Here is a 22,613-nt window from a genome sequence, read left to right on the forward strand (position 1 = left end):
ATGCGAGGATGGCCCATGCGCGTGCTGATGTTGTCGTGGGAGTACCCGCCGGTCGTCGTGGGTGGGTTGGGTCGGCACGTGCACGCGCTGGCCGGTCACCTGGCCGCGCAGGGGCACGACGTGGTCGTGCTGTGCCGCCAGCCGGCGGGGACGGACGCGATCACGCACCCGACGTCCGACTCCGTGGTCGACGGGGTGCGGCTGATCCGGGTGGCCGAGGACCCGACGCACCTGGTGTTCGAGCGGGACCTGGTGGCGTGGACGCTGGCCATGGGCCATGCCATGACGCGCGCCGGGTTGACGTTGCTGCGCGGTTGGCGGCCGGACGTGGTGCACGCGCACGACTGGCTCGTGACGCATCCGGCGATCGCGTTGGCCGACGCGTCCGGCGCTCCGTTGGTGGCGACCGTGCACGCGACCGAGGCGGGGCGCCACAGCGGGTGGCTGTCGCAGACGTTGAACCAGCAGGTGCACTCGGTCGAGTGGTGGCTGGCGAACCGGGCGGACGCGGTGATCACGTGCTCGTCGGCGATGCGGGCCGAGGTGGCGCACCTGTTCGACGTGGAGCCTTCGTCGGTCACGGTGCTGCACAACGGCATCGAGCCGCGGCGGTGGCGGGTGCGTTCGAGCGACGTGGCCGCCGCCCGTGCCGCGCACAGTCCGGGCGGTGCGCCGTTGCTGCTGTTCTTCGGGCGGCTGGAGTGGGAGAAGGGCGTGCAGGACCTGCTCGCGGCGCTGCCCCGGATCCGGCGGGCGTGGCCGGGCACCCGGCTGGTCGTGGCCGGGTCGGGGATGAGCCGGGACTGGCTGGTGGAGCAGGCGCGCAAGCACAAGGTGCGGCGGGCGGTGGACTTCGTCGGGCACCTGTCGGACCGCGCGCTGGCGGCCACGTTGGCGGCGGCGGATTCCGTTGTGCTGCCGAGCAAGTACGAGCCGTTCGGCATCGTGGCACTGGAAGCCGCCGCCGCCGGCACCCCGCTCGTGGCGTCGACCGCGGGAGGTCTGGGCGAGGTCGTGCTGGACGGCGTCACCGGCCTGTCGTTCGCGCCCGGTGACGTGGACGGTCTGACCACGGCGGTCCGGTCCGTGCTGGACGACCGCCCGTCGGCCCAACGCCGCGCCCGTGCCGCGAAAGCCCGCCTGGCGACCGACTTCGACTGGTCGAAGATCGCCGCCGACACCGCCGCCGTCTACCGGTCCGCCCGCGTCCACGACCATCCCGCGTTCGGCCGCCCCAAGATCCCCACCGGCAACGTCTTCCTCTGACGGGACGCCCGAGCCCTCAGAGGGTGAGGACGATCTTGCCGGTGGTCCGGTTGGCTTCACCGAACTCGTGCGCCTTCACGACGTCCACCAGCGGGAACGTTTCGGCGACCAGGACGTTCAGCTCACCGCGTTCCACCAGTCCGGCCACGTGCTGCAGCCCGGCGTGGTCAGGGGCCACGAAGAACGTGGTGGCCCGTACGCCCAGTTCCTCCGCCGCCACCCGGAGTTCCGGCAGCAGACCGGGGTTCGTCATGCCGACGTACACGCCGCCCGGCTTGAGCACCCGCATCGAACGACGCACGTAGTCGTCACCGCCGATCAGGTCGAGCACCGCGTCGACGTCCTCCAGCTCGGCGAAGTCCCGGGTCGTGTAGTCCACCAACTCGTCCGCGCCCAACTCGCGCAGCAGGTCGTGCTTCGCCGCACGCGCGGTGCCGATCACGTGGGCGCCCAGGGTCTTGGCGAGCTGCACGGCGAGGTGCCCGACACCACCGGCTGCGGCGTGCACCAGCACCCGGTCACCCGGCTTGACCTTGGCGGCCTCGGTGAGGGACTGCCACGCGGTCAGCGCGGCCAGCGGCAGGGCCGCCGCGTGGACGTGGTCGACGTTGGCCGGCTTGCGGGCGAAGTGCCTCGCGGGGGCGGCCACGTACTCGGCGTACGCACCGGCCGCGCGCGGGAAGTGGGGCATCCCGAACACCTCGTCGCCGACCTCGAACCGGTTCTCCCCGGCCGGCACCGACACCACCACGCCGGAAACGTCCCAACCCGGCACCCACGGCGTGGTCAGCCAGTAGCCGTCCTTCCGCACCTTCCAGTCGACCGGGTTCACGCCGGCCGCGCGCACCTCGACCACGATCTCGTCCAGTCCCGGCACCGGCCGCGCGACGTCCCCGACCTTCATGACCTCGGGCTCGCCGAAGGCCTCGACCGTCACCGCTCGCATCTCGTTCGTCATGGTCAACAGCTTCACAGGGGTGGTACCTCTTGTGAAGAAGGCACCTGAATGGTATCTAGGTACCTTGTGTATACCGTCCCTGACCTGCGTGCCCATGGCGGCGCGGACGCGTTCCTTCGGAATTGCGCGTCACGTGCCGTTCTCGACCTGTTGACCAACAAGTGGGTGTGCCTGGTGATCGGCGCCCTGCGGCCCGGCACGTTGCGGTTCGGCGAACTCCGCCGCCGGCTCGACGGCATCACCCAGAAGATGCTCACCCAGACCTTGCGCGACCTGGAACGGGCGGGCCTCGTGCACCGCGCCGTCTACCCGAGCGTCCCACCGCGGGTGGAGTACAGCCTCAGCCCGTTGGGCGCCAACGTGGGCGGTCTGATGGACGCGATCCGGGTCTGGTCGGAGACCCACATCGACGACATCCGCCGTGCGCAGGAGGAGTACGACCGGAAGGCGGGCGAGGAGTTGCAGCCGGTCTAGGAGCCGTTCCGGGACTGCTCCAAGGCCTCCTGGGCCTTGCGGGCCATGTCTGCGACGGCGGCACGGCGCACGGCGTCGGCCTCGTAGTCCGCGCGGCGGTCCTTGACGACTTTCGCCGGGATGCCCACAGCGATCTTGAAGTCGGGCACGTCGCCCCGCACCACGGCGTGCGCGCCGATCACGCACCCGCGCCCGATCCGCGTGCCGCGGGTGACGGTGACCTTCGTGCCCAGCCAGCAGTCCGGCCCGATGCGCACCGGTGACTTCACGATGCCCTGGTCCTTGATCGGCAGGGTGACGTCGGCCGTCACGTGGTCGAAGTCGCAGATGTACACCCAGTCGGCGATCAGCGTGGCCGCGCCGATCTCCACGTCCAGGTAGCAGTTCACCGTGTTGTCCTTGCCGAACACGGCCTTGTCGCCGATCCGCAACGACCCCTCGTGACAGCGGATGGCGTTGCCGTCCCCGATGTGCACCCACCGGCCGATCTCCAGCCGCCCGTAGCCGGGCCGGCAGTGCAGGTCGATGTTCTTGCCCAGGAACACCATCCCGCGCAGCACCACGTGCGGGTTCGCAATCCGGAACCGCAACAGCCTCCAGTACCGCACCAGGTACCACGGCGTGTAGGCGCGATGCCTCACCACCCAGCGCAGTGACGCGAGGGTGAGGAACCTGGCCTGCGCCGGGTCACGGCGCGACCGACGCCACCTCGTCCACACCGGCGCACCCCACATGCTCGTCACGCAGGCAGGGTAACTGTGACATCGCCGCTGCTCCGCAGACGGCGGCCAGGTCGCCCGCATCGATGCCCACCGGGGCCACCGCCCGCCGTCTGCGGAGCAGCGGCAAACTAACCGAGTGACTACTCCGCTCATCATCGACACCGACCCCGGTGTGGACGACGCCCTGGCCATCGCGCTCGCCGCCGCCAGCCCCGAAGTCGAGTTGATCGGGGTGACCACCGTCTTCGGCAACGTCTCCCTGGAGAACACCACCCGCAACGCCTTGCGGCTGCTGGCACTCCTGGGCCGTGACGACGTTCCGGTCGGCGTTGGCGCGTCCCGACCGCTGATCCACCCGCACCCGCACCTGTCCAGCGCGCACGGCGCCGACGGGCTCTCCGGCTACGCCCACACCCTCCCCGAACCGACCCGCGGCCCGGACCACCGTGACGCCGTCACGCTGATGCGTGAACTCCTCGAACAAGCCGACCGTCCCGTCACGATCGTCCCCATCGGCCCGCTGACCAACATCGCGCTGCTGCTCGCCGCGCACCCCCACCTGAAGCCGAAGATCGGCCGACTCGTCGTCATGGGTGGCGGGGTGCAGGGTGGCAACGTCACCGCCACCGCCGAGTTCAACCTCTGGAGCGACCCCGAAGCCGCCCGCCGCGTGCTGGTCGAGGAGGACGTGCCGACCACGCTCGTCCCGATGGACCTGACCCGCCGCTGCGCGGTGAGCGCCCAGTGGTTGACCGACCTGGCCAAGACCTCCGACGTCGCCGCCACGCTCGTCGGCCTCACCCCCGACTACCTGGAGACCTACCGGCGTTTCCTCGGCTGGGACGGGATGGCGGTGCACGACGCGGTCGCGGTGGCGGAGGCGGTTCGGCCGGGAATCCTGACGAGCACCCCGTTCCCGGTGGACGTCGACTGCTCGTTCGGCCCGAACCGGGGCGCGCTCGTGGTGGACCAACGGCTGGAGGTGGACAAGCCGAAGACGCTCGACATCACGATGGACGCCGACCTCGACGGCCTGCGCTCGTTCCTGTTCGAGAGGCTGGCACATCTGGCGGGCTGACTGCTCCTGACAGGATCGTTGGACGTGTCCGTAGCAGATGACGCCGCGCACGTTCGGCACCGCGTGCAGCAGTGGCTCCAGTCCGATGTGCTGCGGACCCGGTCACGGCCGGATGTGAGGATCGCGGCATGAACTCGATCTTCGTCTTCGTCCACGGCACAGGCGGCAACTCGTTCCAGTGGGCGCCCATGACCCGCGAGTTGACCCTGCGCGGCCACCGGGCACTCGCCGTCGACCTGCCCGGCCACGGCTTCGGCGCCACGTTCACGGCGGCGTACCAAGCACCCCAGGACCCGGCCGCGCTCGCCACCGCGCCGGCCGGCGCGGCACGGGTGAGCCACGCCGACGCCGTCGCGCACGTCATCGACGTGGTGCGGCGGGCGGCCGAACTCGGGCCGGTCGTGCTGGTCGGGCACAGCCGGGGAGGGATGACCGTGACATCGGTGGCGAACGCGGTGCCCGACCTGCTCCACCGGGTCGTCTACCTGTCCGCGTGGTGCTGCGTCGAGCTGGGCGCCGCCGGGTACATGGCGGAGCCGGAGAACGCGTCGAGCCTCCTCGACGACCTCGCTGACGTACTCGCGGCCGACCCGGCCGACCTGGGGGCATTCCGGTTGAACTGGCGCACCGCTAACCCGGCCGTGCTGACGAAGCTGAAGACCGCGCTACTGGACGAGGGCACGGAATCGGAGTTCCTGGCCGCCCTGAACACCCTGGAGCCGGACGACAGCCTGGACTCGGGCGACGACCGCGTCGATCCGACCGTCTGGAGCCACCTGCCGCACACCTACATCCGGCTCACCGCGGACCGATCCCTGCCGATCGAACTACAGGACCGGTTCATCCGCGAGGCGGACGCCCTGACGCCGGGCAACCCGTTCGACGTGCACAGCGTCCACACCAGCCACCTCGGGCCGCTCGTCCACCCGGAGGAAGTCGCCACCCTGCTCTCCGGGCTGGTGATGCCCGGCAGCAGCTGACCCCTGCACGCCCACCGGACAACACCCCATCCGACAAGATCAAACTATCGACGAGGTCATTCTGTTAGGACTTCCCAGTGCGCTCGGCGTGCGCGAGTAGGTAGATCGGGCGGCGGCCGACCCTGGTCAGCGCCACGGTCGCCTCACCCGATCCGCTGAGCTTCAGCCTCGGCCGCAACGCGTTCGGGTCAACGTCCAGGCCGCGCACCAGGATCTCCAGCCGCCCGACGTCGTGCGCCCGCAGCACCGACCGCAACGTCTTCTCGCTGTAGTGCCCGTGCTCCACCACCCGGAACGCCCGCACACCCGGCGGCGGCGTGGGACCGGTCAGGTAGGCGATCCGCTCGTCCAGCTGCGCCAACCCGTGCCGCGCCGCGTAGTGCCGCACCAGCCCCGCCCGCACCACCGCGCCGTCCGGGTCGACCAGCCACTCGTCGGGCTCGCCCACCGGGCAGTCGTCCGGGTCGGCGGAGGTGATCGTCCACTCAGGACCGTCCGACCGCAACACGGTCGCACGCCGCGACACGCCCGGAGTGGCCAGGCCGCGCGTCCACAGGCACGCCTCGCGCACCTGCCCGTCCAACGACACCAGCTCGACCTCGTCCGCCCACGGCGCGACCGCGAAGTCCACGCCCGGCGCGCACTTCACCGCCAGGTCACGCCCCGCATACGCGTCGGCCAGCTCGTCCAACGGGGGCGCGAAGTCGGCCGGGCGCCACGTCCGCCGCCCGGTCGCGTCCCGCCGCGCCGGGTCCGCGATCACCGGGACACCCCGCGACACCGGCCGCAACGCGTCCGCCCGCACCAGCGGCACCCCGTCACCGAGGTTGTGCCGCGCCATGGCCAGCCGCACCGGGTCCAGGTCCGACCCGATCGACCCCTCGGGCAACGCTCCCAAGTCCGCGCCGATCGAGCACGTCACGTCGTGCGCCGGACCGCTGAACCGACGTGCCCGGTGCGCCGCCACCTGATGCGGTGTGGCCTGTTGCAGGGCTTCGGAGGTGAAGAGCCCGTCCCTGAACAAGACCTTGGACGCCTTGCGGCGCAACAACAACGTCTCCAGCACCGCCGCGAAGTGCGTCGGTGACACCTGCTTCGTCAGCTTCACGTCGTCAAGCCGCGACGCGGGCGTCAACGGCAGGTCGGCCAGCGACGACAACGCGGCGCGCCCGGCATCGGAACGCAGGTACGCCACGTCGTCGAGGCTGAACGCGTACCCCATCAGACCGGCTTGCGGCCGGTCACGGAGACGTTGTAGAAGACCTCTCGCGGCAGGACCTTGGACAGCACGTTCTCGTCCACCCAGGCCAACCGCTGCCACGTCTTGTACGCGAACATCGCCCAGCCGTAGCCCAACTTCTCGCGCGGCACGGCGGCCTCGAACGTGCGCACCGGCCAGCCGAACAGCGCCGCCGACAGCTCTTCCGTCACCGCGCGCACGCCGACCGCGCCGGCCGAACGCGCCGTCCGCTCCAGGTCCGCCGGGTCGAACGTGTGCAGGTCCACCACCGCTTCGAGCGCCGCCGCGCGGGACGACTCGTCCAGCTCCTCCTGCGGCCGACGCCAGTCGCTCAGCGGACCGAGTTTCGTCACGTTGGTGGTCAGCCACCACGTCAGCTGCCCGAGCTTGCGGGCGTAGAAGTTGCCCACGTTCGTCGGGTCGCCGGCGAACACGAACTTGCCGCCCGGCTTGAGCACCCGCAGCACCTCGCGCATCGCGGCGGCCACGTCCGGGATGTGGTGCAGCACCGCGTGCCCCACCACCAGGTCGAACGTGTCGTCGTCGTACGGGATGCGCTCGGCGTCGGCCACCCGGCCGTCGACCGGCAGCTCCAGCTGCTTGGCGTTGCGCAGCGCCACCTCGACCATGCCCGGCGACAGGTCCGTCACCGAACCGCGCTCGATCACGCCGCCCTGCATCAGGTTGAGCAGGAAGAACCCGGTGCCGCAGCCCAGCTCCAACGCGTGCTCGTACGGCCCGACGTCACCCGCGACCGCGCGGAACCGGTCGGTGGCGTAGGTGATGCAGCGCTCGTCGTACGAGATGGACCACTTCTCGTCGTACGTGTCGGCTTCCCAGTCGTGGTAGAGCACGTTCGCCAGTTTGGGGTCCTTGTACGCCGCCTGCACTTCCTCTGCGGTCGCGTGCGGGTGGGGCTTGGGATCAACGGCCACTGAACTTCGCCTTCCCCGGCCCGTTCTCGATGAACGACGCCATGCCTGTCTTCTGGTCCTCGGTGGCGAACATCGCCGCGAACAACTGGCTCTCCAGCTTCAGGCCGTTGCCCAGGTCGGTGTCCAGCCCGCCGTCGATCGCGGCCTTCGCGGCGGCGTACGCGCGCACCGGGCCGTTCACGAACTGGCCGGCCCACCGGCGGGCCGCCTCGTACACGTCGTCCGGCGCCACGACCTCGTCCACCATCCCGATCCGCAACGCCTCCTCGGCGCCGACGAACCGGCCGGTGTAGATCAGGTCCTTCGCGCGGGACGGGCCGATCAGCCTCGGCAGGCGCTGCGTGCCGCCCATGCCCGGGATCACGCCGAGCAGGATCTCCGGCTGGCCGACCTTGGCGTTGTCGCCCGCGATCCGCCGGTCCGCGCACAGCGCCAGCTCGAAGCCGCCGCCCAGCGCGTACCCGGTGATCGCGGCCACGGTCGGCTTCGGGATCTCCTCAACCGCGCGCAGCGCCGACGTGAACGAGCCCGCGCGGGACGCCATCTCGGCGTACGACAGGTCGGCCATCTCCTTGATGTCCGCACCCGCCGCGAACACCTTCTGCCCGCCGTAAACGATCACGGACCACACGTCGGCGCGGTCGGCCGCCTCGTGCGCGGCGGACCGGATCTCCTCTTGGACCTGCCTGTTCAGCGCGTTCATCGGCGGGCGGTCCAGCCGGATGGTGCCGATGCCGTCCTCGACTTCGAGCCTCACGAACTCAGCCACAGGTCCTCCTCGACCTCCGCAGGTGCGCCTCGCAGGTTACCCCTCGGTAGCCTTGCGGCGGGCGAAGTACCTGTCACCCGACCGTTGGAGCTCCAACGGCTGGTCGAACGTCTTCGACAGGTTCTCCTCGGTCAGCACGTCCGCCAGCAGGCCCTGGGCCACGATGCCGCCGTCGCGCAGCAGCAGCCCGTGCGTGAAACCGGGTGGGATCTCCTCCACGTGGTGCGTGACCAGCACCGTCGCCGGCGCGTCCGGGTCGAGCGCCAGCTCCGAGAGCCGGGCCACCAGGTCCTCGCGACCACCCAGGTCGAGGCCGGCGGCGGGCTCGTCCAGCAGCAGCATCTCGGGGTCCGTCATCAACGCGCGGGAGATCAGCGTGCGCTTGCGCTCGCCCTCGGACAGGGTCCCGTAGGTGCGGTCGGCCAGGTGCTCGATGCCCATCGTGGCCAGCAGCTCCTTGGCCCGGCCGATGTCGAGCTTGCCGTATTCCTCACGCCACCGGCCCAGCACCCCGTACCCGGCGCTGACGACCACGTCGACGACCTTCTCCTCGGCCGGGACGCGCCCGTTCAACGCCGACGACGACAAGCCGATGCGGGTCTTCAGCTCGGACATGTCGGTCCGGCCGATCCGCTCGCCGAGCAGGTGCACCGTGCCCCTGGTCGGGTGCAGCTCGGCGCCGGCCAGCCGGAGCAGCGTGGTCTTGCCGGCCCCGTTGGGCCCGAGCACGACCCAGCGCTCGTCCAGCTCCACGCTCCAGTCGACGTCCCCGACCAGCGTGGTCTTGCCACGTCGAACCGAAACACCCTGCATGTGGATGACCAGATCTTCGTTTTCCACGCCTGCCCTCGCCCCGGTCGATGCCTCGCCGGCACAGTGTTTCATTGCCTCGGCTCCACGCCGGCGGCGACCTCGCCGCGTGCTGATCCCCAAACCACCCCTCCGGACTGGAAAGATCCGGGGGTATGGCTGCCGACTCGATCCTGCTCGCGGGCCGACCGTTCCCCCTCGGGGCGTACCCGGAGGCCGGAGGTGTGCGCTTCGCGGTCTCGGCACCGCCCGCGGACGCCGTCGAAGTGTGCCTGATCAGCGAAGACGGCACGGAGGAGCGGGTGGAGCTGACCGAGCGCACGTTCGGCGTGTGGCACGGTCTGATCTCCGGCGTGACGCCCGGCCAGCGGTACGGCTACCGCGTGCACGGCCCGTACGACCCGGGCCGCGGCCTGCGGTGCAACCCCGCCAAGCTGCTCATCGACCCGTATGCGACGCGAATCACGGGCACGCTGACCGACCTGGACGCGGCGCTGGGCTACGTGGACGACCCGATGCTCGGCGGCCCGTCCCCGGTCGACTCGCTGGGCAGCGTGCCGCTGTCCGTGGTCACGTCGCCCGGAGGGCCGGACACGGGCGTGAAGCCGGACGTCCCGTTCGAGGAAGCGGTGATCTACGAGCTGCACGTGCGCGGGTTCACCAAGCTGCACCCGGCCGTGCCCGAGCACCAGCGCGGCACGTACCTGGGGATGGCGCACCCGGCCGTGGTGGAGCACCTGGTGCGGTTGGGCGTGACGTCGGTGGAGCTGCTGCCGGTGCACGCGTTCGTGGACGAGCCGCCGCTGATGCGGGCGGGCAGGCACAACTACTGGGGCTACTCGCCGCTGAGCTACTTCGCGCCGCACCCCGGCTACGCCAGCGAGCCGGGCCGGGAGGTGGAGGAGTTCCGCACGATGGTGTCCGCGATGCACGCCGTGGGCATCGAGGTGATCATCGACGTGGTCTTCAACCACACCTGCGAGGGCGGGCCGGAGGGTCCGACGCTGTGCTACCGGGGCTTCGACGCGCCCGGCTACTACCTGCACATCGAGGGCGGCGGCACGCTCGACATCACCGGCTGCGGCAACACGACCGAGGCCGGGTCGCCGCAGTTCGTGCGGCTGGTGACGGACTCGCTGCGGTACTGGGCCACCGAGATGGGCGTGGACGGGTTCCGGTTCGACCTGGCGTCGACGCTGGGCCGGCCCGGTGGCGGCCGGTTCGACCGGGCTTCGGCGATGCTGACCGCGATCACGAGCGACCCGGTCCTGTCCCGGTGCAAGCTGATCGCGGAGCCGTGGGACGCGACCGGCGACGGGTACCGCGTGGGCGATTTCGGCGTGCAGTGGGCCGAGTGGAACGGCCGTTACCGCGACACCGTGCGCGACTTCTGGCGTGGGATGACGAACGTGCGCGACCTGGCGTACCGGCTGTCCGGGTCGTCCGACCTGTACGCCGACGACCTGCGCCGGCCGTGGCAGTCGATCAACTTCATCACCGCGCACGACGGGTTCACGCTGCGGGACCTGGTGTCCTACAACGAGAAGCACAACCTCGCCAACGGTGAGGACAACCGTGACGGCACGAACGACAACCGGTCGTGGAACTGCGGTGTGGAAGGCGACACGGACGACGCGGCGGTGCTGGCGCTGCGGGCGCGGCAGGCGCGGAACCTGTTCGCCACGCTGATGCTGTCCACCGGCACGCCGATGCTGGCGGCGGGTGACGAGCAGTGGCGCACGCAGGACGGCAACAACAACGCGTACTGCCTGGACGACGAGACGTCGTGGATGGACTGGAAGCTCGCCGGCGAGGGTGAGGCGATGCTGGCGTTCGCCCGGCGGGTGATCAACCTGCGCGGCGCGTCGCCGGCGTTGCGGCAGCCGCAGTTCTTCGACGGCCGGACCACGGCGTCCGGTGCGCCCGACCTGGTGTGGTTCCGGCCGGACGGCGAGGAGATGGCCGAGACCGACTGGTTCGACGAGGGCCGCAGGTTCCTCGGCATGTGGATCGACGGGTCGAACAGCCTGTCCCGTTCGCGTGACGGCGAGTTGGTGTCGGACGACTCGTGGCTGCTGCTCATGCACGCCGGGGCGGAGCCGATCGACGTGACGCTGCCGGGGCCCGAGTACGGCGGGCGGTACGAGCCGACGCTCGACTCGACGACGGCGGACGGCTCGCCGTCGGTGGCCGGGACGCTGGGCGCCGGTGCGACGGTCGTGCTGCGCGGTCGCTCCCTGTTGCTGCTCCGGGTGCCGAACTGACCGGTCCGGGTTGCCGGAAACGTCGGCCACCGAGGCAATCCTGCCTGGTGGGAGGCTGTGCGCGGGTCGTGGGTTTCGTGCCACCATGCCGGGGTGGCCCGCCCGTTGCTGACTTGGCGTGACCGCACGATCGACCTCCTGCTGGTGGCGTCGTGCGGGTGTAGCCGGACGCGACGCGGCCGGTCGTCCTGACGCTTGGCGCCGCGTCGCGTCTTGATCGCTACCCCGCCCGATTCGTAGCCATCAGGAGCGACCCCCGTGACCGCGACTCTCGCGCGCGCCGACCTGCACCCGAAACTGGACGTGCGGTTCCTGCGCGACCTCATCCACCCCGAACGCGACCTGTGGACGCCGCGCGAACTGCGTGAGCTGACGTCCGCGGTCGCCTCCGAGCTGACCACGCCGTTGCTGGACATCCTCGACTTCGACCCGGATCGGCGCTGGTGGGCACGGCTCGGGCTGACCGGTGGCGTCGAGCTGTGGCTGCTGAGCTGGCTGCCAGGTCAGGGCACCGAGCCGCACGACCACGGTGGCGCGGCGGGCTCGTTCAGCGTGTTGACCGGTGAGCTGGCGGAGGACTACCGGTACCCCGGTGGGCCGATCCGCAGCGCGTCGCGTCCTGTCGGGAGCGTTTTGGGCTTCGGGGCGGGGCGTGCGCACCAGGTGGTGAACCGCGGCGCCGTCGGTGCGGCGAGCGTGCACGCCTACTCGCCGCCGTTGGTGCCGACGCGGGAGTACGCGAGCCTGGCGGACGTCCCGCACGAGATCCCGCCGTTGCCCGCCCGGCGGCTGCCGTTGGAGCAGCTGCGCGTCCTGGCCGACCTGGAGGGTCCGTGAGTGCCGAGCAGTTGCTGGACGAAGCCCGTCGTGACCTGACCCGCGTGCCGCCGGACCGGCTGGCGGAGCTGTCGGACGTCTTGGTGATCGACATCCGCCCGCACCACGACCGTGCCGCCGAGGGTGAGGTCCCCGGCTCGATCCCGGTGGAGCGGATCGTCCTGGAATGGCGGCTGGACCCGTCCGGCACGCACCGCATCACCGGCTTCACCGCCGACACCACCGTGGTCGTGCTGTGCAACGAGGGCTACGCGTCCAGCCTCGCCGCCCGTGACCTCCAACGCGTCGGCCTGCCCAACGCCACGGACCTGATCGGCGGCTTCCGCGCCTACGCCGCCGCCGGCCTCCCCGTCCGCCCCGGCGCCACCCAAGCCGTCACCTGACCGCCGTCCCGTCCCGTCCCGAGCGTTGAATTCACCCGTCCTGAACGTAGGACTCACCCGTCCCCAACGTAGGACTCACCCGTTCTGAACGTAGGACTCACGCGAGGTTGGGGTGAGTCCTACGTTCAGGACCCGTGAGTCCTACGTTCAGGACAACCGTGTCCTACGTTCGGAACGGATGAATTCAACGTTCAGGACCGGAACCGGGGCTGGGGCGGTAGCGTCTCCAGGTTCGTGTGGAAAGTGCTGACCGGGCTGGTCCTGGTCGTCCTCGTGGTCTGGCGGCCGAGCGTCGCGACGTTCGGCGGGGCCGCGTGCGGCGTGTTGGCCGTGCTCGCCCTGCTGCAACTCGGGTTGCTGGTGGGCGCCGGGCTGTTCGGTGTGCGCGTCCCGTTGGTGGAGATCGGGGTCGGCGGCGAGGTCCGCACGTGGACGCGGCCCCACCTGCGGGTGGTGTGGCGGACGATCCCGCTGCTCTTCGCGGTCGGCCTCACGTCGGTCAAGGCGCACGCCCGCCGTCGGCTGTGGCTGACCGGGCTGACGTCCCTGCTGCTGACCACCGCGGCCACCACTGTGGTCTGGCTCGGCGCGCTGGTCTGGTCCGACTCGGACCAGCCGTTCCTGCGCGGCTTCGCGGTCGCGGGCACGGCGGTGCTGCTCAACTCCCTGTGGCCACGACGCGGCGCGGGCACCACGTCACCCGGCTGGTTCGTGTTCGCCCTGCCCCGCGTGACCGGCCGCACGGCCGCCGAGTTCGACGCCACGCCGATGGTCAACCAGGTGTCCGACGCGCTCGGCGCCGGTGACCTGGACCGGGCCGAGGTGATCGCGAACGACCTCATCGAACGCCACCCGACCCTGCTGGTCGCGATCGGCGCGCACCTCGCTGTGCTGACGTTGCGCACGAAGTACGGCGAGGCGCTGCAACTGGTCAGCGGTCTGATCGGACGCACCGACCTGGAGCAGCGGGACATGGCGTTCGTGCTGGCGGAGATGGCCAGTTCGACCGCCAACGCGATCGAGGGCGGCCAACTGCCCCTGGACGTCGGTCTCCCGGCGGCGAAACGGGCCGTGGACGGCGCGATGCAGTTCGGCTACCCACGCCACCGGTGCACCGGCACGCTGGCGCAACTGGCGTTGATCGAGAACGACCACGCCGCCGCGCTGACCCTCGCCACCCAGGCCAGGAACAGCAGCGAAAGCGGTTTGGCCCGCGCCGACGCCTTGGCCACGATGGCCCGTGCGCAGATGGCGTCGGGCGATAACGCGGCGGCCCGCGTGACGCTCGTCGAGGCACAGGAACTGGCCGGCTGGATGCCCCGCGTCGCGGAAACCACCGCCCGGCTCGGCATCAGCTGAGGACTGAGCACTGAGCACTGAGGACTGCGACAAAGCGGCGCCCGCCCCGAGATCCGAGGCGAGCGCCGCTCCCAGAAAAGAACTCAGTTCGCCAGCACGACCCGGCCCAGCTCGGCCGGTGACGCCAGCAGGTCGTGCCGGGGCAGCACGCGCACCGTGTAGCCCACCGCGCCCGCGTGCGGCAACGGCACCTCGATCTCGTAGTTCCCGTTCCCCGCGTAACGCATCCCGTGCGTGACCACGTCATACAGCTCGTCCGAGTCGCCCACGCGGCCCAACGCCACCTGCACGTCCACCTCGGACGGCTCCAACCCGGCCAGCTCCACCCGCGCACGCACGGCCACCGGCGAACCGAGGTTCGGCGTGACCGACCCGTTCAGCGACATCTCCGACTCCAGCACCCGCACCCGCGTCCACGACGCCCGCAGCCGCTGCCGGTACGCCGCCAACTCCTTCGCGCCACGGAACCCCTCACCGACCACCGAAGCAGCCGACGACGCGGCGGGCGCGTACAGGTTCTCCACGTACTCGCGCACCATCCGCGACGCCTGCACGGCCGGGCCGAGCGACGCCAGCGTGTGCCGCACCATGGCCAGCCACCGGGTCGGCACGCCGTCGTCGCCCCGGTCGTAGAACAGCGGCGCGACCTGGTTGCCGAGCAGGTCGTACAGCGCGGCGGCCTCCAGGTCGTCACGCCGGGTCGGGTCGGTGATGCCGTCGGCGGTCGGGATGGCCCAGCCGTTGCTGCCGTCGTACAGCTCGTCCCACCAGCCGTCGCGGATCGACAGGTTCAGCCCGCCGTTCAGCGCCGACTTCATGCCGGACGTGCCGCACGCCTCCAGCGGGCGCATCGGGTTGTTCAGCCACACGTCGCAGCCCCAGTACAGGTACCGGGCCATGGACATGTCGTAGTCGGGCAGGAACACGATCCGGTGCCGCACGCCCGCGTCGTCGGCGTAGCGCACGATCTGCTGGATCAGCGCCTTGCCGCCGTCGTCGGCCGGGTGCGACTTGCCCGCGACGACCAGCTGCACCGGCCGTTCCGGGTGCAGCAGCATCGCGCGCAGCCGCTCCGGGTCGCGCAACATCAGCGTGAGCCGCTTGTACGTCGGCACGCGGCGGGCGAAGCCGACGGTCAGCACGTCCGGGTCGAACACCGAGTCGGTCCAGCCCAGCTCCAACGCCGACGCGCCGCGCTGCAACCACGACGCGCGCGTGCGGCGGCGGACCTCGCCGACCAGCTTGGCGCGCAGCTCGTTGCGCAGCTCCCACAGCCGCTGGTCGGTGACCGGCTCGAACCCGTGCAGGCCGACGCCCGAGTCCTCGGAGTCGCCGAGCAGCCTGCTCATCTCGGTGGCGGCCCACGTCGGACCGTGCACGCCGTTGGTGACCGAGCCGATCGGCACCTCGGACGCGTCGAAGCCGGGCCACAGGGCGCGGAACATGTCACGGCTCACGCGACCGTGCAGCTTGGACACGCCGTTGGCGCGCTGTGCCAGCCGCAGGCCCATGTGCGCCATGTTGAACAGGCCGGGGTTCTCCTCGGCGCCGAGGGCGAGGATGCGCTGGGTGTTCACGCCCGGCAGCAGCGTCTCCGGGCCGAAGTAGTGCTGGACCAGGTCCACCGGGAACCGGTCGATGCCCGCCGGGACGGGCGTGTGCGTGGTGAACACCGTGCCCGCGCGGACCGCCGCCAACGCCTGGTCGAAGTCCAGGCCCTCGACGGTGACCAGCTCGCGGATGCGTTCGAGGCCGAGGAACCCGGCGTGGCCCTCGTTGGTGTGGAACACCTCCGGCGGGGTGTGGCCGGTCAGCTCGCAGTACGTGCGCACGGCCCGCACGCCGCCGATGCCGGCCAGGATCTCCTGCCGGATGCGGTGGTCCTGGTCGCCGCCGTAGAGGCGGTCGGTGACGCCGCGCAGGTCCTCGTCGTTCTCCTCCACGTCGGAGTCGAGGAGCAGCAGCGGGATGCGGCCGACCTGCGCCTTCCAGATCTTGGCCCGCAGCACCCGGTCGCCCGGCATGGCGACGTGCACCAGGATCGGCGCGCCGGACGGCTCGGTGAGCAGCTCCAGCGGCAGGCCGCGCGGGTCGAGGACGGGGTAGTGCTCGATCTGCCAGCCGTCCAGGCTCAGGCCCTGCCGGAAGTAGCCGGACCGGTAGAGCAGACCGACCGCGATCAGCGGAACGCCCAGGTCGGAGGCCGCTTTCAGGTGGTCGCCGGCCAGCACGCCGAGACCGCCGGAGTAGTTCGGCAGGGCCTCGGTGACGCCGAACTCCATGGAGAAGTAGGCGATCGCCTTCGGCAGCGGCTGGAGCTCGTAGTTGCCGTGCTCCCGACGCTGCTGGACCTCGTCCTGGCGGCGCTGGAACCAGCGCGGCCCGGTCGTGTAGCGGTGCAGGTCGTCGGCCAGCGCGCGGGCGTGGGCGAGGAACTGCTCGTCGGCGGACAGCGCGTCGAGGCGTTCGGGCGCGACCACGGAGAGCAGGCGCAGCGGATCACCGCTGTCGGCCCACAGCTCGGGGTCGACCGACGCGAACAGGTCCTGGGTCGGCTGGTGCCACGTCCAGCGCAGGTTCGTGGCGAGGGTGCCCAGGGCCGTCAACGGCTCGGGCAGGCTGGCTCGGACGGTGAACCGGCGAAGTGCTCGCATGGCGTCGGACCTTATCCCCCATCCAGCGGTGCGGGACAACCGTCACCCGGACCGATGCAGGGACCGATACAGCTTCACCTGCGGTTACAGGCTCCCGCGTGTTCTTTCGTACACACCCCGTCACTGTTGACGCAACCAGCGTCATCCGGTCAGGGTCGCGCACCGCTCGCTCAGCTCACGGACTCGGGCCGTGAGCGCGTCCAGGTCTCCGTCGTGCGCGTCTGCGTCGGCCACTGCCACCAGCAACCGCGAGTAGTCGGCCATGAGCGCCCGGAACCGCCGGTCGAACTCGTGGCCCTGCCCCGCGGTGTGCCGCCGGTCCAGGTCGATGACCTGCTGCGCGAGGACCGCCGTCTCGGCGCTCAGCACGCTGCGGGCGTCGGCCGACTCGTCCCGTCGCGCCGCACGGGTCACGGCGAGCCTGCCGGCGCGGCGCGCACCCGCGTAGAGGGCGAGCGAACCGGCCACCACGGCCCCGAGCGCCGCCGCCGCGACGAGGTACCGGGGCAGGGACGGGTTGATGGTGCGGGCGCCGTCGGGCAGGGTGCCGGCCTTCACGAGGAGGTCGTAGTTGACCACCGCGACCTTCAGCGCCTCCAGCGGCCGGTCGGGGAACTGGTCGACACCGCGGCCGATGACCGTCTCGGCGACCGCCGCCCGGCCGAAGTTCCCGTCGTCCCGGTCCGGGATGAGGGCGCAGCCGTAGCGCTCGTAGTCGTCGTCCTCGCGGCTGAGCACCAGCACGATCGTGCCGTCGGCCGCGCGTTCGACGTCGGCGCAGGCCGCCCGCCGGTCCGCGCCGGACGGGAGCAGCACGACGACGAGCCGCCGGTTGCCGATGACCCGCTCGGCCGCCGCCTGGTCGATCCCGGTCCCGGGCGCGGCGTAGACCGAGGACGACCGCACCTGCCGCGCGATCGGCCCGTCGAGCACGCCGCCCGACCACAGCGCCCACCCGGCCAGGACCAGGCAACCGAGGACCGCGACGCCGAACGGCGTGCGGAGGAAGCGCTTCACACGAGCCTCCCCGCGAGGTAGACGTCCGGTCGGTAGTCGGCGCGGCCCAGCGCGCGGGCGGCGGCGTCCAGCTCGGCCTCGGCGCCGTCCAGCAGGGTCCGCACGTGCCGGTCCGGCAGGTCGTTCGCCAACGCCTCCCCCGCCGCGCCGAGCTTGCCGATGCCCCGGGTGAGGTGCGGGTCGCGGGTCAGGCCGGACACCTCGACGGCCAGCGCCGTGAGGCCGGCGAGACGCGCGTTCGTGCTGTTCACCGGCGCGCGACCCGTCCTCCGGAGCACGGTCCGGGCGGACAGCGCCAGGAACACCACGACGCAGCCGGTGAACAGCCAGGGCAGCGCGGGCAGCGCCACCCGCAGCGGATCGGGCGGCTGGTAGGGCAGCGGGCGGTCGAACAGGCCCGCGTAGCGGACGTCGGCGACGCGGGCGAGGTAGGCGGCGAGCACGTTGCGCTGCGGGTAGTCGTAATGGCTGAGCCGGTCGCCGAACTGACCGTAGAAGCTCGCGGCGACCAGCTCGTCGAAGTCGGCGGCGTGCGGGCCGTGGTACTCGATCCACCACCCGTAGAGCACCACGATCGGGGTGTCGGGGAACAGCCCGGCCAGCGCGGGGCCGTACTGCGGCACGGGTTCGCCGAACGGCTGCCGCGGCAGCGCCACGTACAGCGCGGGGCGGTCCGGGAAGGCGGCCGACGCGGACTGCTCGGGCACCCGGTCGAGCGTCGCGCCCTCGGCGGTGTGCACGCCCGTGCGACGCAGGTCGTCGGCGACGGCGGCCAGTTCCGCTTCGGTCGGGTCACGCCACGTGTGCTGGTCGACCGACTCCGGCTCCGGCCGGTCGTTCAGCGCCGCGATCAGGGTCACGAGCTGGTCGGTCACGTCACCGGTGGCGAACTCGGCCCGCCAGCCCGCGACCCGGTCGGCGGACGACTGGTACAGCCCGCCGCTCACCTGGGTGCCGATCACCCGGACGGTCACGTCGTCCACCTCGCGGACGCTCTTGCGCTCGTCCTCGTCCAGTCCGGGCGGCGCGACCAGGATGCGCACGTCGTCGTCACCGATGACGTCCCGCACGCGCTCGTCGTCCCACGACGCGATGGCGCCCGGCAGGCGGACCACGTCGTCGGCGCGCACCAGGGCCGCCATCTCGTCCACCGACGGCACGGTCACGTCGCCCAGCTCGCCCGCCTCCCCTTCCCCGATGGCGGCGGACGGCGAGGGCGACCGGCCGTAGCTGACGTCGACGTCCTGCCCCTGGGAGAGCAGGAAGACCACCAGGACGGCCACCGCGGCGGCCAGCGAGCCCCAGCGCACCCACTCGGTCCGCTTACTCATCGGCGGCCCGCCACAGCGCGTCGGCCCGTTCCGCGCAGTCGGCGGCGGTCCGGGCCGCGGCCGTGCCGCCACGGTCGGCGACGAGGGCTTCGGCACGGGCCAGCAGCCGCTCGGCCTCGGCCACCTCACCGCGCGCCGCGTCCCGGCTGATCGCGGCGCTCCCGATCGCGGCCCGAGCCGCCGACCAGGCGACCAGCCGCTCCCGTTCCCGTGCCCGGAATCGGGGAACCACCACCACGGCGAACCCCGCCGCCACGATCAGCGCGCCGCCGATCGGCCACACCAGCCAGGTCAACGACATGCGCAAGCACTCCACGTGGTCGGACGAGCGAAAACTGGATCGGCCGATTCTCCACAACCACGTCCCGCTGTCCATCCCCCGGCACGACGCGCGGCCCCATCAGCGAACGTCGACGCCACACAGTGCACGAGGCACAGTGGACGGGTGCCGGACTCCGATGCCGAACTCGCCGTCCGATCCGCCGTGGCCGGGGCCGACGTCGTCCGGTCGTTCTTCGGCGGTCCGCTGGAGCGGATCGCCAAGGAGTCGGGCGACTTCGCCACCGAGGCGGACGTCGCCGCCGAACGCGCGATCATCGCCATCCTGCGCGGCGCGCGTCCCGAGGACCGGATCACCGGCGAGGAACTCGGCGACGTGGGCCCGCCCGCTTCCGCCCGGTCGTGGCTGGTCGACCCGCTGTGCGGAACGGCCAACTTCTCCGCCGGCACACCGCTCGTCGCGGTCAACGTCGCTCTTCGCGTCGGTGAGGGCATCGTCGCGGCGGCGGTGGCCGACCCGTTCTCGGGCGAGGTGTTCTGGACCGACGGCGAGGTCGCCCGGGTCCGTGCCGCAGGCCAGGACGTGCCACTGGCGCCGGACGCGGCGAGTCGCCTGGTCGACGTCAACGTCGACCCGCCGTTCCCGAACCGCGACCGGTTCCTGGCCGCGCGACTGCTGCACGACCGGGCGTTCGGTGACGCGTTCGGCGCACGGGTGCTGTCGACATCGCTGGCGCTGGCGTGGGTGGCCGCCGGGCGGCGAGTGGCCTACGTCACCGACGGGGACGTGCGCGACAGCGTGCACTTCGCGGCCGGCATCGCGCTGTGCCGGGCTGCGGGGTGCGTGGTGACCGGTCTGGCCGGACAACCTCTCCACCACGGCGCCCAAGGGCTCGTGGCCGCGTCCGACGGCGCCACCCACAGGACGCTCATCCGGATGATCACCGGCCAGGCAGACCCGCACGGGTGGCCGGTGGATGTCGATCAGTGAACGACTCGGCGGATCGTCGCCCGAACGGTAGCGGCGTGGCAACGGAGCGGTAACGATCAAGAGGTGGGATTCTGTCTTCCATGGCGAGACGAATGCCGTCACCAAGTTTGGTGATCCACCCATAAGGGGTAGGACCAAACAGGAGTCCGGTGATGTTCCATCCGATCGCTGCGGGCAGACTTGCACGTGCACGCGTCACACCAGGTGAGAAGGGCGCTGCCGATGAGCGGACGACTCGGGATCGATGACGTCTCCCCGACCGTGAGCAACGGTCGCTACCCGGCGAAGGCCGTGGTCGGCGAGCACGTTCCGGTCGAGGCGACGGTGTGGCGGGAAGGGCACGACGCCGTCGCCGCCACCGTCGCGTGGCGGGGACCGAACGACCGGGTCGCCAGACAAACGCGCATGGTCCCGCACGGCGTCGGCCTCGACCGCTGGGCCGCCACGATCGTCCCCGACGCCGACGGCGCCTGGACGTTCCGCGTGGACGCCTGGAGCGACCCCTGGGCCACCTGGCTGCACACCGTCGAGGTCAAGATCGCGGCCGGCCAGAGCGCCCAGGACCTGGAGAACGACCTCGAATCCGGCGCGCGCCTGCTCGACCGCGTGAGCCGGCGACCGGACCGGCGCAAGGACAAGCCCCTCCTTGTCAACGCCGCGAAGGCGTTGCGCGACGAGCACCGCCCGCTGCCCGAACGGGTCGCGCCGGCCCTAGCCGGCGACGTGCGCCGGATCATGCACGACCACCCGGTGCGCGAGCTGATCACCAAGGGCAGGCCGCAGAAGGTGTGGGTCGACCGGAAACGGGCGTCCTTCGGGTCCTGGTACGAGTTCTTCCCCCGCAGCACCGGCGGCGTGGACGAGGCGGGCGTCGCGGTGCACGGCACGTTCGTCACCGCCGCCAAGGAGCTGGACCGCGTCGCGGCGATGGGCTTCGACGTGGCCTACCTGCCCCCGATCCACCCGATCGGGCGAGTCAACCGCAAGGGACCGAACAACGCGCTCACCGCGACCGAGGACGACCCGGGCTCGACCTGGGCCATCGGCGCGGACGAGGGCGGGCACGACGCGATCCACCCGGAGCTCGGCACGATCGAGGACTTCGACGCGTTCGTGGCCCGCGCCCGCGAACTCGACCTGGAGGTGGCGCTCGACCTGGCCCTCCAGTGCGCCCCCGACCACCCGTGGGTGCTGAAGAGCCCGGAGTGGTTCACCACCCGCCCGGACGGGTCCATCGCCTACGCGGAGAACCCGCCGAAGAAGTACCAGGACATCTACCCGGTCAACTTCGACAACGACCCCCAGGGCATCTACAACGAGGTGCTGCGCGTCGTCCTGCACTGGGTGGACCACGGGGTGCGGATCTTCCGGGTCGACAACCCGCACACCAAGCCGCCGGACTTCTGGGCGTGGCTGATCTGGGCGGTCAAGGACCGTCACCCGGACGTGTTGTTCCTGTCCGAGGCGTTCACCCGCCCGGCCCGCCTGTACGGGCTGGCGAAGCTCGGCTTCACGCAGAGCTACACCTACTTCACCTGGCGCACGACCAAGGAGGAGCTGACCGAGTTCGGCGCCGAGCTGGTCGAGCACTGGGACGAAGCGCGGCCCAACCTGTTCGTCAACACCCCGGACATCCTGCACGAATCGCTCCAGCACGGCGGTCCGGGGATGTTCGCGCTGCGCGCGGCGCTGGCGGCGACGATGGCGCCGACCTGGGGCGTGTACTCGGGCTACGAGCTGTTCGAGCACGAGGCCGTCCGTCCGGGCAGCGAGGAGTACCTGAACTCCGAGAAGTACCAGCTCCGGCCCCGTGACTACGCCGCCGCGGTGGCGGAGGGCCGGTCGCTGGAGCCGTGGTTGCGCAAGCTGAACGCGATCCGCCGGGCGCACCCGGCGTTGCAGCAGATGCGAACACTGCGGTTCCACCACGTCGACAACCCGGCGTTGATCGCCTACTCGAAGCAGGACCCGGGCACGAACGACACCGTCGTCGTCGTGGTCAACCTGGATCCGCACAACGCGCAGGACGGCACCGTCTGGCTGGACCTGCCCACCCTCGGCGTCGAGTGGCACGAACGGCTGATCGCGCACGACGAGGTCTCCGGGGAGACCTGGGACTGGGGTCACGCCAACTACGTCCGCCTCGAACCGTGGCGCGCGCCCGCGCACATCGTGGGCGTCCAGCGCAGGTTCAGCGTCGTCAGCTAGGAAAAAACCAGCCCGGTCCCCTTTACCGAGTCCCCGTGCCCGCCGAAGAGCACGAGGG

Annotated in this window: 20 protein-coding genes; 10 read left to right on the plus strand and 10 right to left on the minus strand. The window is 71.4% G+C overall.

All coding sequences use genetic code 11. From position 1 onward, the window contains the following. Positions 1-15: 15 nt before the first annotated feature. Positions 16-1,266, plus strand: a complete 1,251-nt coding sequence (locus F4560_RS25940; protein ID WP_184924065.1) for a glycosyltransferase family 4 protein — start codon at positions 16-18, stop codon at positions 1,264-1,266. A 16-nt stretch (positions 1,267-1,282) separates the two neighbouring features. Here the strand turns inward: F4560_RS25940 and F4560_RS25945 are convergent, their stop codons facing one another. Next, entirely contained in the window at positions 1,283-2,224 is a 942-nt protein-coding gene (locus F4560_RS25945) for an NADP-dependent oxidoreductase (protein ID WP_184924067.1), read from the minus strand. A 150-nt stretch (positions 2,225-2,374) separates the two neighbouring features. Between F4560_RS25945 and F4560_RS25950 the strand changes: the two genes are divergently transcribed. Further along, positions 2,375-2,698 (plus strand): winged helix-turn-helix transcriptional regulator, encoded by a 324-nt coding sequence (locus F4560_RS25950; protein WP_281391957.1) that lies wholly within the window; start codon positions 2,375-2,377, stop codon positions 2,696-2,698. On the opposite strand, the gene F4560_RS25955 is transcribed toward F4560_RS25950, so the two are convergent. Then, the gene (locus tag F4560_RS25955; RefSeq protein WP_184924071.1) at positions 2,695-3,441 is read right to left on the minus strand and encodes an acyltransferase; all 747 of its coding nucleotides are present in this window, start codon (positions 3,439-3,441) and stop codon (positions 2,695-2,697) included. The genes F4560_RS25950 and F4560_RS25955 overlap by 4 nt on opposite strands. A gap of 115 nt (positions 3,442-3,556) precedes the next feature. Here F4560_RS25955 and F4560_RS25960 point away from each other — a divergent pair, with 115 nt between their 5' ends. After that, positions 3,557-4,498, plus strand: a complete 942-nt coding sequence (locus F4560_RS25960) for a nucleoside hydrolase (protein WP_184924073.1) — start codon at positions 3,557-3,559, stop codon at positions 4,496-4,498. Positions 4,499-4,626: 128 nt separating this feature from the next. Continuing rightward, positions 4,627-5,478, plus strand: coding sequence for an alpha/beta fold hydrolase (locus F4560_RS25965; protein ID WP_184924075.1), 852 nt, complete (start codon positions 4,627-4,629; stop codon positions 5,476-5,478). A gap of 64 nt (positions 5,479-5,542) precedes the next feature. Here the strand turns inward: F4560_RS25965 and F4560_RS25970 are convergent, their stop codons facing one another. The 4 genes from F4560_RS25970 to F4560_RS25985 are packed head-to-tail and all read right to left on the minus strand — an operon-like array spanning position 5,543 to position 9,307. Continuing rightward, a complete protein-coding gene (locus tag F4560_RS25970; RefSeq protein WP_184924077.1) occupies positions 5,543-6,700 on the minus strand; it encodes a THUMP-like domain-containing protein in 1,158 nt (385 codons plus the stop codon). Then, complete coding sequence (locus F4560_RS25975) at positions 6,700-7,653, minus strand: class I SAM-dependent methyltransferase (protein WP_184924079.1); 954 nt, start codon at positions 7,651-7,653, stop codon at positions 6,700-6,702. Before F4560_RS25975 ends, F4560_RS25970 begins: the two co-directional genes overlap by 1 nt. Continuing rightward, entirely contained in the window at positions 7,643-8,422 is a 780-nt protein-coding gene (locus F4560_RS25980) for an enoyl-CoA hydratase/isomerase family protein (RefSeq protein WP_184924081.1), read from the minus strand. Before F4560_RS25980 ends, F4560_RS25975 begins: the two co-directional genes overlap by 11 nt. 36 nt (positions 8,423-8,458) lie before the next feature. Then, complete coding sequence (locus F4560_RS25985; protein ID WP_184924083.1) at positions 8,459-9,307, minus strand: ABC transporter ATP-binding protein; 849 nt, start codon at positions 9,305-9,307, stop codon at positions 8,459-8,461. Positions 9,308-9,387: 80 nt separating this feature from the next. On the opposite strand from F4560_RS25985, the gene glgX reads away from it, so the two are divergent. The 4 genes from glgX (at position 9,388) to F4560_RS26005 (ending at position 14,075) form a co-directional block, all read left to right on the plus strand. Continuing rightward, positions 9,388-11,496, plus strand: a complete 2,109-nt coding sequence (gene glgX, locus F4560_RS25990; protein WP_184924085.1) for a glycogen debranching protein GlgX — start codon at positions 9,388-9,390, stop codon at positions 11,494-11,496. A gap of 258 nt (positions 11,497-11,754) precedes the next feature. Continuing rightward, complete coding sequence (locus tag F4560_RS25995) at positions 11,755-12,333, plus strand: cysteine dioxygenase (protein WP_184924087.1); 579 nt, start codon at positions 11,755-11,757, stop codon at positions 12,331-12,333. Beyond that, entirely contained in the window at positions 12,330-12,716 is a 387-nt protein-coding gene (locus F4560_RS26000; RefSeq protein WP_184924089.1) for a rhodanese-like domain-containing protein, read from the plus strand. The genes F4560_RS25995 and F4560_RS26000 overlap by 4 nt, the downstream gene beginning before the upstream one ends. 234 nt (positions 12,717-12,950) lie before the next feature. Beyond that, on the plus strand, positions 12,951-14,075 hold the full coding sequence (locus F4560_RS26005) for a hypothetical protein (protein ID WP_184924091.1): 1,125 nt from the start codon (positions 12,951-12,953) through the stop codon (positions 14,073-14,075). 83 nt (positions 14,076-14,158) lie between these two features. On the opposite strand, the gene glgP is transcribed toward F4560_RS26005, so the two are convergent. The 4 genes from glgP to F4560_RS26025 form a co-directional block, all read right to left on the minus strand. Continuing rightward, positions 14,159-16,729 (minus strand): alpha-glucan family phosphorylase, encoded by a 2,571-nt coding sequence (gene glgP, locus F4560_RS26010; protein ID WP_184924093.1) that lies wholly within the window; start codon positions 16,727-16,729, stop codon positions 14,159-14,161. 141 nt (positions 16,730-16,870) lie between these two features. Next, on the minus strand, positions 16,871-17,746 hold the full coding sequence (locus F4560_RS26015; RefSeq protein WP_184924095.1) for a hypothetical protein: 876 nt from the start codon (positions 17,744-17,746) through the stop codon (positions 16,871-16,873). After that, the gene (locus tag F4560_RS26020) at positions 17,743-19,077 is read right to left on the minus strand and encodes a hypothetical protein (RefSeq protein WP_184924097.1); all 1,335 of its coding nucleotides are present in this window, start codon (positions 19,075-19,077) and stop codon (positions 17,743-17,745) included. Before F4560_RS26020 ends, F4560_RS26015 begins: the two co-directional genes overlap by 4 nt. After that, positions 19,070-19,378, minus strand: coding sequence for a DUF6403 family protein (locus F4560_RS26025; protein WP_184924099.1), 309 nt, complete (start codon positions 19,376-19,378; stop codon positions 19,070-19,072). Before F4560_RS26025 ends, F4560_RS26020 begins: the two co-directional genes overlap by 8 nt. Positions 19,379-19,522: 144 nt before the next feature. Here F4560_RS26025 and F4560_RS26030 point away from each other — a divergent pair, with 144 nt between their 5' ends. Continuing rightward, the gene (locus F4560_RS26030; protein WP_184924101.1) at positions 19,523-20,347 is read left to right on the plus strand and encodes an inositol monophosphatase family protein; all 825 of its coding nucleotides are present in this window, start codon (positions 19,523-19,525) and stop codon (positions 20,345-20,347) included. A gap of 222 nt (positions 20,348-20,569) precedes the next feature. After that, positions 20,570-22,555, plus strand: a complete 1,986-nt coding sequence (locus tag F4560_RS26035; protein ID WP_184924103.1) for an alpha-1,4-glucan--maltose-1-phosphate maltosyltransferase — start codon at positions 20,570-20,572, stop codon at positions 22,553-22,555. Positions 22,556-22,613 lie beyond the last annotated feature (58 nt).

It is taken from the genome of Saccharothrix ecbatanensis (genome assembly GCF_014205015.1).
GTDB classification, from domain to species: domain Bacteria; phylum Actinomycetota; class Actinomycetes; order Mycobacteriales; family Pseudonocardiaceae; genus Actinosynnema; species Actinosynnema ecbatanense.